Here is a 16,708-nt window from a genome sequence, read left to right on the forward strand (position 1 = left end):
TATATGTCTAAAACAATCAAAAAAAGAATATTTGCTATTGAAAATTTTTTCGATTTATCCAAAAATAAAAATAACCAAAAAATAATAGTAAATATTCCATTACTACAAATTTATAAGAATAAAAAAAGCGCTATTTTAATTGACAAAGATAGTGATTTTTTTAGTGAGAAAAATTATCTTAATAAACTTGTAAACAACGATAATTGTGCTTATGTTTTAAATGATATTCAATTTTCAAATCAAGAATATGATGTTTATTTTGGTAAAAACAATCTTAAAAAGAAAATTGCTTTTTTTGATATTGAAGAAATTTATAATTCTGACAAAAATATTCCTATTTTTGAAATTTGAAAAAAATCATTAGATTTTGATGATTTTTATGAAGAAGAGCACAAACAATTTCATGAGGTTATTAAAAGAAATGAACTAACATTTAAGAGTTCAATTTTTAGATCGCTTAATTATTCATCAGAAAAAATAATCCCTTTAAATGACGAATTCACCAAAGAACTAGGTAAATACGCAACAATTTTTAAAGAAAAATGATTTGCTATGACCGAAGAAGAATTTCTTAAGTATATGGATGAGTTAGAAGAAATTTTTGAAGAATACAAAAAAGATTCTTTAAGTGAATTTTTTAAATTCTATAATGAAATTTTTGAAAATTATCGTCGTTTAAGTGACTTGTTAAAAAACAAAAATTCTGATGCGGACAGCGAAGAAATTCAAATGATTAAAACTAAACTTAAACATTTAAGAGAAATCAATAACACAAGCTTAAGAAGAGTTGAAAACAACTATAAAATAAGAGATTTAAAAAGCGAAATTAAGTTTTTTCAAGATTTAATGGTCGAACTTAAAAACAGAAGTGTCAAATATAAAAATTCCATTACTTATAAAATTGAAAAAGCAATCAAATCAACACAAGAAAAAATGAGTTTATTAAATAGTTTTTCTGAAGAATATTTACATCTGTACAAAATTTTACAAATCAAAAAACGTTCTTTAGCGCTTTGAAGACACCACTCACACAAAATTAAATATTTAAAAGTGTCTAAAATTTGAGATTTATATAACTCAATCCAAAATGAAGAACTTTTATTTATTAATAATAATTTAGCAGCTTTAAGTAATCCAATGATTTCATCAATCCTAACAAAAATCAAACGTAAAGTTAGAAGTGAATTTAAGTATGATTTTAGTACATATATTGATAATTCTCACAGTGTTTTTAACGAAATCACAAAAGAGATAACTTCTAGACAAACTCAAATATCACGACTTAAAAAACTAAAATTTGAAACAGTTAGTGACAGTAATAAATTTTTAGAACAACAAAAGTATGATTATTTAGTAAAAATGTATCAAGCTGAAGATAAGTGAAACAAAAAATCTAAAGATCGTCTTTTTAAAAATACACTTAAAAATTACTCACCTAAACTTAAACGTTTTGTTAGAAGTATTCGCAAAAACGAACAAATGCAAAGAGACGCGCTAAAAATCATTAAAGAAAGTATTATCAAAAAAGCTAAATCTCTAAATAAATTAAATGATTATTCTATTTATATTAATGAAAAACTTGATACTGTTTTAAATTACCAAAATTTCCCTTTAATTAACTCTTTTATAGTTGAATTAGTAGATTTTTGCTTAAATAAAAGTTTGAAAACTTTATCAAGTAAATTTATTAATATTTTTAATGCTGCCAACAAAATGGTTAGCGCAATGTCTTATATTAGCGTTAATTTTAGTAATTATTTAATCCCTTATGATGATATTCAAATAATAAATAAAATTAAATTGAAATTAATTAATGTGATTTTACAAAAACCAGTTATTTTATTTGTGCAAGATAACGTCGAAAACACATCTTTTAGTCAAAGAAATGAGTTTTTAAGAGTTTTAAATGTTTTAACAAAAGAAAATAATATTCATTTTGTGTTAGTAACTAGAGATTGAAATTTAGTTAGAACAATTTTTGATGCAGTTTATATTTTTTACCAAAACAACTTAATTGAAGGTGGATTAATCAGTGACATTATTGAAAATCCAATTCATGCATATACACAATTTTTAGTTGATCCTAAAAAAGTTCATAATATTTATTCTTTTGATAATAATTTACCTTGAGTTTATAACGAGGTAAATTATGTGGATGATTACAAAACTCACTATGTTTGTGCTAATTATGAAAATTTTCAAAAATGAACACAAAAAGATTTTCAGTGTAACACTAAAAAAGATACAGAATTGAGAAATATTGATTTAAAAGACGTGGATCGAGTTTTAAAACCTGTGATTAGAAAACATGAAGTAGCTATATCAAATTTTGATAAAGCATTACATTCAATTAATGTTAATTCTAATTTGTTTGTGGTTAATGATCGTGACTTATCACTTTTAAATGAACTAAAAGATGAACAAACCAAAAACACTGTCAATATAAATGATTCTGAAGTTGATATTTTTGATACAATAGAATAACAATAATTTAGAAACTTATAATTTAATAATTTTAATAATAAAACTTAATAATAAAAGGAGCAATAATGCGTAAAATAGCAGTTTTAACTTCAGGTGGTGATGCACCAGGAATGAATGCAGCCTTAAGAGCAATTATCAAAACAGCTAAAGCTAATGATATTGAAACTTACGTAGTTTATGAAGGTTATTATGGTTTATACCACGGTAACATTGTAAAAGCAGATAACTTAGATGTAGATTTTTATAGTAATTTAGGTGGAACTTTTATTTATTCAGCTCGTTTTCCTGAATTTAAAGATCCGCAAGTAAGACAAGTGGCAATTGATAACTTAAAACAAAAAGGAATTGAAGCGTTAGTAGTTATTGGTGGTGATGGAAGCTACATGGGTGCTCAATTACTTCATGAAGCAGGTGTAAAAACAGTAGGAATTCCAGGAACTATTGATAATGATATTGCCTCAAGTGATTTCACAATTGGTTACGATACAGCTTTAAATGTTGTTGTTGAAGCTATTGACAGAATCAGAGACACAGCAAATTCTCACAAAAGAATTATGGTTGTGGAAGTGATGGGAAACCAATGTGGTGATTTAGCTTTATGAGGTGGTTTTGCTACAGGTGCTGAAATTATTTCAACAAGTGAATATACAATGGATGTAGATCAGATTGTCGAAGAAGCTTATCAATTAAGTTTAGAAAAAAACCGTCGTTCAATTATGATTGTTGTTAGCGAAAAAAGATATAATGTCAAAGAATTGTGTGACAAAATTCAAGCTAAAACAAATTGAGAAACTCGTCCAACAACACTAGCTCACACTCAACGTGGTGGAAGACCAACAGCACAAGAGAGAATTTTAAGCCAACTTTTAGGTATGAAAGCTGTTGAGTTCTTAATGCAAGATTTAAGTGGTATTGCTGTAGGAATTATTAACAACAATATTGTTGCAACTCCTATTTTAGAAGCTTTAAATATGTATTCACCTTCAAAAGCTAAAGCAGTTGAAAGAGCTATTAAATTCAACAAAATAAACAAAGTTAAATAATTACTCAAAATAATGAAAAAATTCCATATTTTGCCTTATTTTTGTCAAAATATGGAATTTTTGTTTTTTTATTTTTTAAATTAATTTTTATAAAATATAATAAAAATGAGGAAAAATGAGAAAAATAAAAAATATAGAATCAAATAAAGCGATAATAGAAATTTTGCAAAATATCAATGAAATCTCTCAATTTGCCCTTGATATTAAATTAGTATGTCAAAGAATAAAAAACAACTCTTCAAACATACATAAAATTTATGATGCCAATCCTCAACAAATCGAAAATATCATTAACGCTTTGCAACAAAAAAGCGAAGATATTCAAGAATTTCTACATTCACTAGAAATTGAAACTGAAGATATTTGAACAGATGAGAGTTTAAGTCAAATTCGGTTTCTAGACGATTTTTAATTAAGACTTAATTATAACTAAGCAGCCAAATCTGCTTTTTATTTTCTAACAAAATCAACCAAAAATAAATATGGTTGATTTTTAAAATTTTCTTGTATTATAAAATATGTTATAAACTACAAAGAGGAAACATTTATGAATTTACTTTACAAAATCCAAAAACACTTTAAAATCACAAAGCGCAAAAAAGAATTCAAAAGTTCTTTTAAAGTTTTTGATAATCACTTAAAAAATGATTTTATTGAAGAATTTATCATTAAAACAATTGAAAAAGCAGTTTTTATTAATAAATCGACACTGGTTTTGAAAAATTTAAACAAACCTTCATATCAATTTAAAAAAGTGTGATTCAAAATCTTTTTTAAATTCTTAAAGTTTTTGGTTATACCAGCAATTATTATCATTGTTCTTTGAAACAATAATCATTTTTTAGAATATCTTAGTCATTTTTTAGAAAAACTAATACCTTTTATTTTTTCTTTATTAGAGTATTTATTCGTTATTTCAATTGTTATTTTGATTTTGTTTATTTTATTTAGTGTTTATTTAATCTTAAGAACTTACGTTTTTAAAAGTGTTAATGCCGATGATTTAAGCAAATATAACTATGTTGCAATTGCTAGATATTTATCAAGACACTCACTAAGACAAAATTACGAAATAATTTATGATATTTCTAATTTAAGTGTTCAAAACAAACAATTATTTAAATTTTGACTTGAAAGTGTTTTTCACTCAGATTCATTTTTTAAATTAAAAAACCTTAAATATACTCTGGTTGAAAATCAAGATTTTCAACCTAAAATTCTTGATTTAAAAAACGATAATAAAATAGAATTTATGGACAAAAACGTTGAATTTAAATTAATCAATAAAAACAAAAAAATAGTTGTTGAAATTTTTGAGAAATATCAACAAACTTCTTCAACACTAATTATTAATCTTAAGGCTTCGTTTATAAATAATAAATTAGTAATTCAAAGATTAGATTATCCACTTTATGAGTCATTTAACTTTATTGAAGTTCTTTTGGAAATTTTAGCCCAACAAGCTCAAAAAAACAATATTGAACAAATTGAAATTAATACTAACATCTTCAAAAGTTTTGAAACACAAATGTGATGAGCCAACTCCAAAGTATTTAAAAAAAACCTAAACAATGAAGAGATAATGACCAGCATTTTAAAATAAAAAAGAAAATCGTTAAGATTTTCTTTTTTTACTTGGTTATAGTTACATTAGTAAAATTAAAAGGTAGACTATAATCTTTAATTTGACCATTATTATTAGCCACAGATACAATTAATTCACTTTCTAAATCAAAAACAATTGAATTTTCATTTGCATTAATATTAAAAATTTTATTAACATTTAATTCGATTCTATAAGGCATAAATGCGTTTGGATCATTTAAAGTTTGTCTAATTAAATGAGTTCTAGGATCATAAAGATTTGTTATAGATGTGTTATCAAATTCAACTAAAAACATCTTAGGTAAGTCTAAAGTTTCTCTTGAATTATCAGCTAGGATAATTTTGCTAAAAAGATTTAGCAAATTAGGGTTGTTTTGAGCTGTTATAATGCTATCTTCTTTAGAAGCGGCATTTATATAATTAAATCATTTTGCATTATTTAATAAGCTATTTTGGTTTAATCTCACGTTGAATTTTTTCAAAATATTATCATTATTTAAATTTTTAAAACCATCAATTGTGTAACTTATTACACTTGAAGTGTAAGAATCATTATCGTATTTATTATTGTGCATTTGTAAAACAAATTTTAATATAAGCTCACCAGTAACATCATCAGCAATCATATTTTCACTAACTATAGCCACATCACTATAATCATTAGCTAATTTTGTATATTCATTATCTAAACTAACAAAATTATGACCTAAATCCACTTCATTTTTAAATCTACCTAAATAGTATGAAGGAAAGTGATTTTTAGCTTGAGTATTTTGCTTGATTGATGTTTTGTTTTCAGCGACTCAATTAATGTAATTTAACAATGAATAAGAAGTGTTGATGCTAACTTTTTTATTAATTAAATTAAAGTGTTTTTCGCTAACAATATTATTATCTAAAACTTTAAGTTTTAGATCTAAATTAAGAATTAACATCAATTGTTGATTTTCGATAATAAAATCAAATTCTTGAATAAAAATTTGGTCATTTAAAATTAAGTTTTTTATATCGTAAAATTCATTATCAAAAGAAGAACCATTTAAAGTTTTAAAATAAGCAAGAGTTTTTTGTGTATCATCAGCGCTTTGAATAACTAATGAGTGTTGATCTACTTTATTTTGATACATTAAATTTGTGTCAAATTCATAACCTATTGATCTTATACTTTGAGGTTTTTTAAATCCACTTATCACAAAAGAAAATTCTTTTGTGATGTTATTTTTTGTAACATTAGCGTTAAATTTTAAAATACCAGCTTGATCATCATAATAAGTTATGTTAATGTTATTAACTGTAAAATCTTCAAAATTATAAACTGAGGCAAAAGTTGTTTGTGAAGCAAAATTTTGATTTGATAAATTAAAATTAACTAAAAAACTTGCGGGCGCGTTGATTGTTAAATTATTATTGGTGTTTAAATTTTGATTTAATTGTCACTCTTGTGTAGTAGAAGTGGGATTTGAGTGTGAAGATTCTTGCGCTGGTTTTTGAGATTCTTCAGTAGCAGATTCTTGTGTTGACTCTTTTGCGCTTGAGTGTTCTTGTTGTTGAGTGTCTTGCTCAGGTTCTTGAGTTGCGCTTTCACTTTCTTTAGGAGTTTGAGGTTCTTCTGTTTGTTGAGTTGTAGTTTGTGACTCATGTGAAGAATCTTGTTCTGGTTGCTGCGGTTGAGCATCTTCTTTAGTTGTGGTTTGTGCTTCTTGCGAAGATTCTTGTTCTGGTTGCTGAGTTTGAGAATCTTGCGCATCTTCTTTAGTTTCTTGAGTTACGCTTTCACTTTCTTTAGGAGTTTGAGGTGTGTGCTCATCTATAATTTGAGATTCTTGTGTTTCTTGAGTTGTAGTTTGTGTCTCATGTGAAGGTTCTTGTTGTGGTTGTTGAGTTTGAGAATCTTGCGCATCTTCTTTAGTTTTTTGAGTTACGCTTTCACTTTCTTTTGAGGTTTCTTTTTCTTGTGCACTTTGAGAATGTTCATCTTCTTTAGTTGATTCTTCAAAAGTTTGTTCTTTAGTTTCATCAACTGTAGCTGAATGATCTTTTTGAGGATTAGAATCTTGAGTTTGAGTTACATTACAACCCACAAAAGTTAATGCACTAGCGGCACTTAAAATAGTAAAAATAATTTTAGATTTGTTTTTAAATTTCATAATAAGGAAATTGTAAATTAATTACCATATATAATAAATAAAAGATAAAGATTTTTTACTACTATATAGGAATATTACCAATTATGATTTTGTATTTTTGCTTAAAATTTTCATTTACCGCTCAAATATAACTACAAAATAATCATCGTTTTTGACAAATGTTGTTAATTAAAAAAACATTTGTTTTTTATATAAAGTGCATTATAATTTAAAAATATGAATAATAAAAAGAATCCCATCATAATTTTTACAGGACCTAGCGGAGTAGGTAAAGGAACAGTTGAGCGTTATTTATTTGAGTTCGAAGAGCTCAATTTATCTTTGTCATGCTCAGTTACAACCAGAAAACCTCGTAACGGAGAAATAAATGGGATTCATTATTATTTTTTAGACAAAGCAATTGTTCAGCAAATGATTAAAGGTCGTGAATTTATTGAATTTAGTTATCATTTTGATAATTATTACGGTACTTTATATAGTGAATTAGATAAGATTCACAAACGTAATAGAGTTCCAATTTTAGAAATTGAAACTAGAGGTGCTAGACAAATTATTGATAAATTATGTAGCGACGATAAATATAATGTAATAACTATCTTTCTTTTACCTCCTTCAATAGAAGAGTTAAAAGAGAGAATTATTAAGCGTGGTTCAGAAGATGATGACACCTTAAGACAAAGATTAGCTAAAGCTGAAAAAGAGATTGAGGAATCTCAAATTTTCAGATATAGAGTAGTTAATGATACTCCCGAAAGAGCAGCTGAAGAAATAAGAAATATACTACACAAAGAGTTAGGGCTTTAATGAAATTTGCTTACAAATCAATTAAAGGGAAAAGAAGCGAAAACCAAGATAAAATAGCGTTATTTGAAAAAGATAACGTTATTTTTGCTATTGTTTGTGACGGCATTGGTGGTCATCATGGTGGTTCATTAGCCTCAAGCACAACTATTAATAATTTTGGTAGCGATTTTATTGAAAAATTTGATGCTAAAACAACTGATATAGAAACATTTTTTAAATTGTCTTTTTATAATAACATTGACAAATTTGGTGAATTAGCCTCAAAAGATTCAAAATTAATTAAAATGGGAACAACTTTAACTAGTGTTTTTATTGATAAAAACACAAATCAGATAACTTGTTTTAATGTTGGTGATTCACGAACTTATGTTTTAAATACAAAAAATAAATTAGTACAAATAAGTGAAGATAATAATTTATATAACGAAATTGATCCTAACAAAAGGCATCTATACTCGCCTAATGAACTTAAAGAATTAACCAATTACATTGGTTTAAATTCTAAAAAAATGTACGATGTTTATAAAATTGATTCCCAAAGTTTTCAAAACATAAAAGTAATACTTTTATGTAGTGATGGTGTTTATGGATTTTTAAGCGATGAAACACTTAAAAATTTAATTTCTGAAGAAATATCTTTAAATTTAAAAGTAGACAAAATTATCAATAGCGCCTTAATTAATGGCTCAAACGATAATATTTCACTTATAGCTATTGATGTTAGAGGTGAAAATGAACATATCTAACCATAAAGTTTTTACTTCTAAAAATATAATTAATAAATACAAAGTCATTAAATTAATTGGTATAGGTGGTATGTCTAAGGTGTTTTTGGTGCAACAAATAGACACACAAAAAACGTATGCACTAAAATATCGCAATAACGATGATAATCAAAATAACAAAATTCGTTTTATTAGGGAATTAGAATTATTAAGAAAAATAAACTCCAAAAACATTCCTAAAATTTACTCTTGACACATTGATGAAGATGAACAGTTTTTTGTTATGGAATATATTGAAGGTGAAACGCTTAATAATATTATTAAGAAAAACGGTTTTTTACACGAGAGAATTGCGCTTAATTACATTAAGCAAATTTCTAGCGCTATAAAAGAGTTGCATGATTTGAATATAATTCACAGAGACATCAAAAGTCAAAATATTTTAGTGAGCAAAAATCAAGTAATTAAAGTTATTGACTTAGGTATAAGTATAACAAGTGATACATTAGATTTGAGATTAACACGCGAACAAAGTATTGTGGGTAGCGTTTATTATGTAGCTCCAGAATTAATCAAAAACAACAAAAACATCTCAGTTCAAAGTGATATTTATTCACTGGGGATATTATTTTTTGAAATGTTAAGCGGAAAATATCCTTTTGATAATGAAGATATTATTATGACTTTATATATGCACAAAAACAATCCCTTCCCACGTATTACAAAAATCAGAGAATTACCTTTTTCGCTTGAAAATGTAATATATAACGCAACTCACAAAAACCCAAATTATCGTTATGCTAGCGTTAGTGATTTTATTAAAGATTTATCTACATGTTTAGATAAAGCGCGCAGCAGTGAAAAATCGCTTTATGAAAAAGAAATTCAACAAAACACACAAATAGGTAGTTTTTTAAAATCAACTAAGTTTTTAGTGATTTTAAGCGTTAGTGTTTTTGTGATGTTAGTTGCTTTAATTGTGGCAATTTTAATTATTTAAAAAGGAGTAGAATGCAACAAGGAAAAATTTACTCAATCATCAGTGGTGTTTATCATGTTAAAGTTGAAGATAAAATTCTTAAAGTGCACGGTAGCGGAAAATTAAGATTTTTAAACTTAACACCTTTAGTGGGCGATTATGTAAGTATTCAAAATGATCAAATTAGTGATATTTTTGAACGTAAAAACTCATTTATTCGTCCGAAAGTGGCAAATGTTGATCAAGTTATTGTTGTTATGTCACTTAAAGAACCTGAGTTTCAGCCATTTTTAATGGATAAATATTTAAGTATTATTGAGTACAAAAACATTAAACCAGTGATTTTTTTAACTAAAAGTGACTTGTGCGATGATTTTTACTGATATGATCAATATAAAAAAATCGGCTATGAAGTTTATTTAATTGATAATAAAAATCAAAATTATCTTGAACACTTAAAACACATTTTCAAAGACAAAACTAACGTTTTCTTAGGCCAAAGTGGAGTGGGTAAAACCACAACAATTAACTATTTAAGTAATAATAGCTACCAAACTCAAGCCATATCCAAGGCGCTTAATCGTGGTAAGCACACTACAAGAGTATTAAGAATTATTGAATTTAACGAAGGTGAGTTAATTGACACTCCTGGTTTTAGTAGTTTAAATTTAGATTTGAGTGCATTGGAATTGGCCCAAAGTTATGATATCTTTAAAAAATATTATCCTTTATGCAAATATCGTTCATGCTTTCATATTAGCGAATTAACTAAAGATTGTGCGGTAAAATTAGCTTTAGAAAAAGGTGAAATTCCTAATTGAAGATACACAAATTATTTAAAATTAAATAGTGAAACAACAAAGAGGTTTTAAATCATGAAAAAATATGTTACACCAAGTTTATTAAATGTTGACTCTTGTGAGAGACTAAATATGGCCAACACACTAATAGATCAAGGTGTTGAGTGGATTCATTATGATGTAATGGATGGTAATTTTGTTGATAATACAGCCATTAGCTTTCAAGAAATTTTAAATATTAAAAACAACGCCAAAAAACATTTTAAAGATATTCATTTAATGGTTAGTGATCCTATTAGTTACGTTAATACTTTTGCTGAAGTAGGTGATATTTTAACTATTCACATTGAAGCTGTTGAAGATATGCAAGAGTTTCAAAGATGATTAGAAGATAATTATCATCTATATAAAATAGGTTTAGCACTTAAACCTTCAACTGATGTACATGTGTTAGACCCATTCTTAGCTTATATAAGTTTGGTTTTGGTTATGAGTGTAGAACCTGGTAAGGGTGGTCAAAAATTTATCACTAGCGCTTATGAAAAAATAGAATATTTTAAAAAGCAAAGAACTAAACACGCTTATACATATTTAATTCAAGTTGATGGAGGTATTAACGACACAACCGGACCTATGTGTCTTAAAAAGGGTGCTGATGCTGTTGTGGCTGGTACTTTTTTAGTTGCAAATCCAACTAAAGAAAACATTCAATCAATATTGGGAAAATATAGATTGAAATAGTAGATATCTTTTAAAAAAATTTGTTATTATTACCACATAAATTTTTAAAGGCAAAACCATAAATAACAAATGATATAAAAAAACTTTATAATTAATTACGTATAAAACACATAAACACAAACAATTTGAGAAAGGTGATTTATTTATATGAAAAAAATTGCAATTAACGGATTTGGAAGAATCGGTAGATTAGTATTACGTCGTCTATTCGAATTAAAATCTAAAGACTTAGAAATCGTTGCTGTTAACGACTTAACAGATGCTAAAACATTAGCTCACTTATTAAAATACGATACAGCTTTTGGGCCATTAAACGCTGAAGTTAAAGCTACAGAAAATTCAATTATTGTTGATGGAAAAGAAATTAAAGTTTTTGCTGAAACAGATCCTAGAAACTTACCATGAGGTGAATTAGACATTGATCTTGTTTTAGAATGTACAGGAAGATTTGTTAAAAAAGATTTAGCAAACTACCACATCGAAGCTGGAGCTAAAAAAGTTGTTGTTTCTGCTCCTGCAGGTAAAGACGTTAAAACAATCGTATACAACGTAAACCACAAAGAATTAAACGCTGAAGATACAATTATCTCAGGTGCTTCATGTACAACAAACTGTTTAGCACCAGTTGTTAAAGTTTTAGTTGATAACTTTGGATTAAAATCAGGATTCATGACAACAATCCACTCATACACAGGAGACCAAAGAATTCAAGATGCTCCTCACAAAGACTTACGTAGAGCTAGAGCAGCAGCTATGAACATGGTTCCTACAACAACAGGAGCAGCTAAAGCTATTGGATTAGTAGTTCCTGAAGCTGATGGAATTTTAGATGGTTCAGCAGTACGTGTTCCTACAATTACAGGATCAATGGTTGACTTAACAGTTCTTTTAGAAAAACAACCAACAGTAGCTGAATTAAACGCAGCATTCGAAAAAGCAGCAAACGAAACATTAAAATACGAAACAGATCCTATCGTTTCAAGTGATATCATCGGTTCAACATACGGTTCAATCTTTGACCCTGCCTTAACAGCTGTTAAAGAAACTAAAGATGGAAACTTATACAAATTATTCTCATGATACGACAATGAAATGTCATACGTTGCACAATTAGTTAGAACTGTAGAATATTTCTCAAAATTAAAATAATAAATAATTATTAAAAACAACGCTTAGTGGCGTTGTTTTTATTTTTTACTCTTGTTTATAGTTGTAAAAGTATTTAAAAAAATAACTGCTTTAGCTGCTTTATTGGTAAAATTGTAAGTATGAAAAGAAGAGCCCCAATTTTACCAACATCATCTGCTTTTAGCATTTTTGGCAAATGGTCAATTAGAAAAATGGTTTTTGTAGCGATATTAATTTCTATTTCAGTAGTTTTTACAATCGTTTCTACAAGTATTTTTCCGCCTGCGACTATCCCAACAATGAAATTTAGTTTTATTGGTTTACCAGTTAAAATCACCGGTTTTATTTTTGGGCCTGTTATTGGTTTTTTTGTTGGTTTAGTTAGTGATTTAATTTCAATGCTATATATTCCTCCGTCAGCCTATAATCCTTTATATACTTTAGCCACTAGTTTAAACGGATTAATAAGCGGAATAGTTGGTTGAATCTTTTTATCATTTTTAAAATTTTACTTTGGTGGTGATTTTAGAATTCAAACATACCAAGTAAAAATTATTAAATATTTCAAAAAATATCACAAAGCAATTGAACAATCAAAAATAGATAAAGCTGACAAGTACGTAGTTAAAATTATTTACTACCGTAATATGATTGATAAAATCAATAAATTTGGAACTATTAATCAATTACTTAATATTAATACTTTAGCATGCTTAAGTATATTATTAAGTATCATTGTTGTTTTAGCTACAATCTTTATTGTTCTACCTGAAACTTTTTTTATTAAAAGTCCAATAAAAAACAAATATATAGTTTTGGCGATGATGGCGCTAGGTTATGGAATGATGAGCGTTTTTGTGGTATTTGCAAGATTTAAACTAAGCCCCAATAGATTTTTAGTTATAGTACCTATTATTGTTTTTAGTGCGATTTTAGAATTTGTAAATGTGCCAATTTTAAGTTTAGCTGACAACAAAAGTATAGGGACTGGAAATATTAAAGATACTATTATTTGAATTATTACACACATAGTTATGTCTCCTGTTAAAGTTTGATTTAACTTGTTGGTAATTTATTATTCTTATTCAGTTATAGCCTCATTAATTTACAAAAACTCGAATTTAACATACTAAAACAGCTTTGGCTGTTTTTTGTTTGTTTTTAGCTTAAAAATAGGGAAAATATATTCCAAATATTGTCAAAAAATACCAATTTGGTACAATATTAATGGTCAGCTGTTTAAAACAGTTTATGCCCTTAATTAAATAGGTGCTACCAAAAATATAATGATAAATTAAGGAGAATTATGACACCACACATTAGTGCCAAAAAAGAAGATATTGCTAAAACAGTTATTATGCCAGGAGATCCACTTAGAGCAAAATTTATTGCCGAAACTTTTTTAGATCCTGGTTTTAAATTAGTAAATAGTGTAAGAAATATGTTTATGTATACAGGAACTTACAAAGGAAAACCAATTACAATAGCAGGTAGCGGAATGGGATGTCCTTCAATTGGGATATACTCATACGAATTATTCGATTTTTATGATGTAGATCAAATTATTAGAATTGGTTCAGCTGGTTCATATAAAGCCGATTTAGGTTTATATGAAGTAGTTTTAGCCGAAAGTTGTTATGCTGACTCTTCAGCTTATCGTCGTTTAGTATTACTAAAAGATGAACAAATAGCTTATCCTTCACAAGAGTTAAACCAAGAAATATCTAAAATTGCTAAAGATTTAGATATTAATTTAAATTTAGGAAGAATCCACTCTTCTGATGTGTTTTACTCATCAGTACCATTGCAACAAAGAATTGACGAATCTGAAAGTATTTGCGTTGAAATGGAAAGCTTTGCTTTATTTACTAATGCTGAAAAATTAAACAAAAAAGCCGCTTGTTTACTAACTATTAGTGACAATTTAATTACACATCAAGAAACAACAACACACGAAAGACAAACTGCTTTTACTAAAATGATGGAGATTGCTTTAAATCTAGCAAAATAATTTCTATGCGTGTAGTTGATATTATTGAGAAAAAAAGATTAAATAAAGAATTAAAAGATTCAGAAATTGAATTTTTAATTAATTCATATGTTAAGGGTGAAACTCCTGATTACCAAGTATCAGCATTTTTAATGGCTGTTATGTTTAATGGTATGACAAAAAGGGAAATAGCTACCTTTACTAAAGTTATGATGCACTCAGGTAAGGTAATGGATTTATCACAAATCCCAGGAATTAAAGTAGATAAACACTCTACAGGTGGAGTTGGAGATAAAACTACCTTAGCTGTTGCACCAATAGTAGCTGCTGCTGGTGCTCCTGTGGCAAAAATGTCAGGAAGAGGACTAGGCCACACAGGCGGAACTATCGATAAGTTAGAATCTATTCCTGGTTTTAGCGTAGAGATGAGTGAAGAACAATTTATTCAACAAGTAACCAAAAGTAAAATCGCCGTTATAGGTCAATCAAGCGAGTTAGTTCCTGCTGACAAAAAAATATACGCTTTAAGAGACGTTACTAGCACAGTTGAGTCTATTCCGCTTATAGCCTCAAGTATTATGTCTAAGAAATTAGCTACTGGTAGTGATGCTATTTTATTAGATGTTAAATGCGGTAATGGTGCTTTTATGAAAGATATAGATAAGGCTAGAGAATTAGCTACTACCATGATTAATATCGGTAAAGAGTTAAATGTTGATGTTAGAGCTGAAATCACAAACATGAACAGACCAATAGGAAGAATGATTGGTAATAAAAACGAAGTCTTAGAAGCTATTGAAACTCTTAAAGGAAACGGACCTAGCGACTTTACACAATTAGTTTATAGCTCTTGTGCTACTATTTTAGAGCAAGCTAAAATTGCTCAAAACCACACACAAGCTTTAGAGATGGTTAAAGAAGTTATTCAAAATAATAAAGCGCTAGATAAGTTTTATGAATTTGTAAGCTTGCAAGGTGGAGATGTAAACGCACTAAAAGATCCTCATTTTTGAAATCCAAAATATAACGTGGAACTCATAAGCGAACAAGAAGGATACATGGATATTTTTGATTCATTAGTTGTTGGGATTGTAGCGATGAAATTAGGTGCAGGTAGAAGAACCAAAGAAGAATCAATAGATAATGAAGCTGGTATTAGCATTGTCAAAAAAACAAATGAATATACTAAAAAAGGTGATGTTTTATTTGTTTTACACTCATCCAAACCTATTGATTTAGAATTGTTAGAAGAATTAAAAACATCATTTAGAATTAATGATAAACAAGTGGAAAATACAATTATTCTTGATAAATTAAAATAATTTAATTTATCATTTTATTCATTAAAATATAAAAAAGGAAAATTATGTCATTAAATTACAATAAAATGATTGATCATACATTTTTAAAACCTGAAGCAACAACAAAAGAAATTGATAAATTAATTTCTGAAGCTATTAAATACGGTTTTAAAACAGTTTGTGTTAACTCTTCATGAGTAAAATACGTTAAAGAGAAATTAGCAAATACAGATATAGAAATTACCGCTGTCGTAGGATTTCCTCTAGGAGCTATGATTACACAAGCTAAAGCTCATGAAGCTAAATTAGCTATTGATCATGGAGCTGATGAAATTGATATGGTTATCAATATTGGTCGTTTTAAACAAGGAGATGACGAATATGTTTTAAACGATATTAAAGCCGTTAAAGCAGCTTGTTCTAAGCATGTATTAAAAGTCATTATCGAAACAGCTCTTTTAAGTGAACAAGAAATAAAAAGAGCGACTGAAATTGTTATGAAATCTGGAGCTGAATTTATTAAAACTTCAACAGGTTTTTCATATAGAGGTGCTAGCTTAGATGATATTAAAATAATGAAGAGCGTTTGTGGTGATTCACTTTTAATTAAAGCAGCTGGTGGTATTAGCAACATGGATGATTTAATTGCTATGTATCAAGCGGGAGCCACACGTTTTGGTACAAGCAGAAGCGTAGCTATTGTTGAAGGTAAAGACTCTAAGGGCGGATACTAACAACCATAAAATAACAAAAAACTAAAACAAAAAACATATGAAATTACAACCGCCGTTGTTAAAATTTCATATGTTTTTTATATCCTCATTAATTTTAAAAAAACAGGCAAAATCTTAAATTATCTTTATTAAAGATTTAATTAATAAAAAAATATTTTAAGAGATGAAAAAAAATAAAGACCAACAAATAAAAAAACCAACCCAAAGCCCACGAAAAAAATAAAAAA

General features: G+C 27.4%; 15 protein-coding genes. 14 read left to right on the forward strand and 1 reads right to left on the reverse strand.

Annotated features, from left to right (window positions below; all coding sequences use genetic code 4):
* Positions 1 to 3: 3 nt before the first annotated feature.
* From V2E24_RS01275 to V2E24_RS01290, 4 genes are all read left to right on the forward strand, one after another.
* A complete protein-coding gene (locus tag V2E24_RS01275) occupies positions 4 to 2,484 on the forward strand; it encodes an MAG1360 family OppF-related protein (RefSeq protein WP_330500620.1) in 2,481 nt (826 codons plus the stop codon).
* Positions 2,485 to 2,549: 65 nt separating this feature from the next.
* Entirely contained in the window at positions 2,550 to 3,527 is a 978-nt protein-coding gene (gene pfkA, locus V2E24_RS01280; protein WP_330500621.1) for a 6-phosphofructokinase, read from the forward strand.
* 115 nt (positions 3,528 to 3,642) lie between these two features.
* Positions 3,643 to 3,939, forward strand: coding sequence for a hypothetical protein (locus V2E24_RS01285; RefSeq protein WP_330500622.1), 297 nt, complete (start codon positions 3,643 to 3,645; stop codon positions 3,937 to 3,939).
* A gap of 135 nt (positions 3,940 to 4,074) precedes the next feature.
* On the forward strand, positions 4,075 to 5,130 hold the full coding sequence (locus V2E24_RS01290; RefSeq protein WP_330500623.1) for a hypothetical protein: 1,056 nt from the start codon (positions 4,075 to 4,077) through the stop codon (positions 5,128 to 5,130).
* Positions 5,131 to 5,158: 28 nt separating this feature from the next.
* Here the strand turns inward: V2E24_RS01290 and V2E24_RS01295 are convergent, their stop codons facing one another.
* Positions 5,159 to 7,279 (reverse strand): lipoprotein 17-related variable surface protein, encoded by a 2,121-nt coding sequence (locus V2E24_RS01295; RefSeq protein WP_330500624.1) that lies wholly within the window; start codon positions 7,277 to 7,279, stop codon positions 5,159 to 5,161.
* Positions 7,280 to 7,495: 216 nt separating this feature from the next.
* On the opposite strand from V2E24_RS01295, the gene gmk reads away from it, so the two are divergent.
* The 10 genes from gmk to deoC all read left to right on the forward strand — a co-directional run bounded on the left by gmk (position 7,496) and on the right by deoC (position 16,481).
* Entirely contained in the window at positions 7,496 to 8,083 is a 588-nt protein-coding gene (gene gmk, locus V2E24_RS01300) for a guanylate kinase (protein ID WP_330500625.1), read from the forward strand.
* Positions 8,083 to 8,829: a PP2C family protein-serine/threonine phosphatase gene (locus V2E24_RS01305; protein WP_330500626.1), complete on the forward strand. Its 747-nt coding sequence runs from the start codon at positions 8,083 to 8,085 to the stop codon at positions 8,827 to 8,829. The genes gmk and V2E24_RS01305 overlap by 1 nt, the downstream gene beginning before the upstream one ends.
* Entirely contained in the window at positions 8,816 to 9,808 is a 993-nt protein-coding gene (locus V2E24_RS01310) for a serine/threonine-protein kinase (protein ID WP_330500627.1), read from the forward strand. The genes V2E24_RS01305 and V2E24_RS01310 overlap by 14 nt, the downstream gene beginning before the upstream one ends.
* Positions 9,809 to 9,819: 11 nt before the next feature.
* A complete protein-coding gene (gene rsgA / locus V2E24_RS01315; RefSeq protein ID WP_330500628.1) occupies positions 9,820 to 10,659 on the forward strand; it encodes a ribosome small subunit-dependent GTPase A in 840 nt (279 codons plus the stop codon).
* Positions 10,660 to 10,662: 3 nt separating this feature from the next.
* Positions 10,663 to 11,328 (forward strand): ribulose-phosphate 3-epimerase, encoded by a 666-nt coding sequence (locus tag V2E24_RS01320; protein WP_330500629.1) that lies wholly within the window; start codon positions 10,663 to 10,665, stop codon positions 11,326 to 11,328.
* A gap of 147 nt (positions 11,329 to 11,475) precedes the next feature.
* Complete coding sequence (gene gap / locus V2E24_RS01325) at positions 11,476 to 12,477, forward strand: type I glyceraldehyde-3-phosphate dehydrogenase (RefSeq protein WP_330500630.1); 1,002 nt, start codon at positions 11,476 to 11,478, stop codon at positions 12,475 to 12,477.
* 119 nt (positions 12,478 to 12,596) lie between these two features.
* Positions 12,597 to 13,589, forward strand: coding sequence for a folate family ECF transporter S component (locus V2E24_RS01330; protein ID WP_330500631.1), 993 nt, complete (start codon positions 12,597 to 12,599; stop codon positions 13,587 to 13,589).
* A 173-nt stretch (positions 13,590 to 13,762) separates the two neighbouring features.
* Positions 13,763 to 14,467: a purine-nucleoside phosphorylase gene (deoD, locus tag V2E24_RS01335; protein ID WP_330500632.1), complete on the forward strand. Its 705-nt coding sequence runs from the start codon at positions 13,763 to 13,765 to the stop codon at positions 14,465 to 14,467.
* 5 nt (positions 14,468 to 14,472) lie between these two features.
* Positions 14,473 to 15,768 carry a thymidine phosphorylase gene (locus tag V2E24_RS01340; protein WP_330500633.1) on the forward strand — a complete coding sequence of 432 codons (1,296 nt, stop codon included), beginning with the start codon at positions 14,473 to 14,475 and terminating at the stop codon, positions 15,766 to 15,768.
* Positions 15,769 to 15,812: 44 nt separating this feature from the next.
* Complete coding sequence (gene deoC / locus V2E24_RS01345; protein WP_330500634.1) at positions 15,813 to 16,481, forward strand: deoxyribose-phosphate aldolase; 669 nt, start codon at positions 15,813 to 15,815, stop codon at positions 16,479 to 16,481.
* Positions 16,482 to 16,708 lie beyond the last annotated feature (227 nt).

Origin of the sequence: Mycoplasmopsis ciconiae (assembly GCF_036350065.1) — a bacterium.
Classification (GTDB): Bacteria; Bacillota_I; Bacilli_A; order Mycoplasmatales; family Metamycoplasmataceae; genus Mycoplasmopsis; species Mycoplasmopsis ciconiae.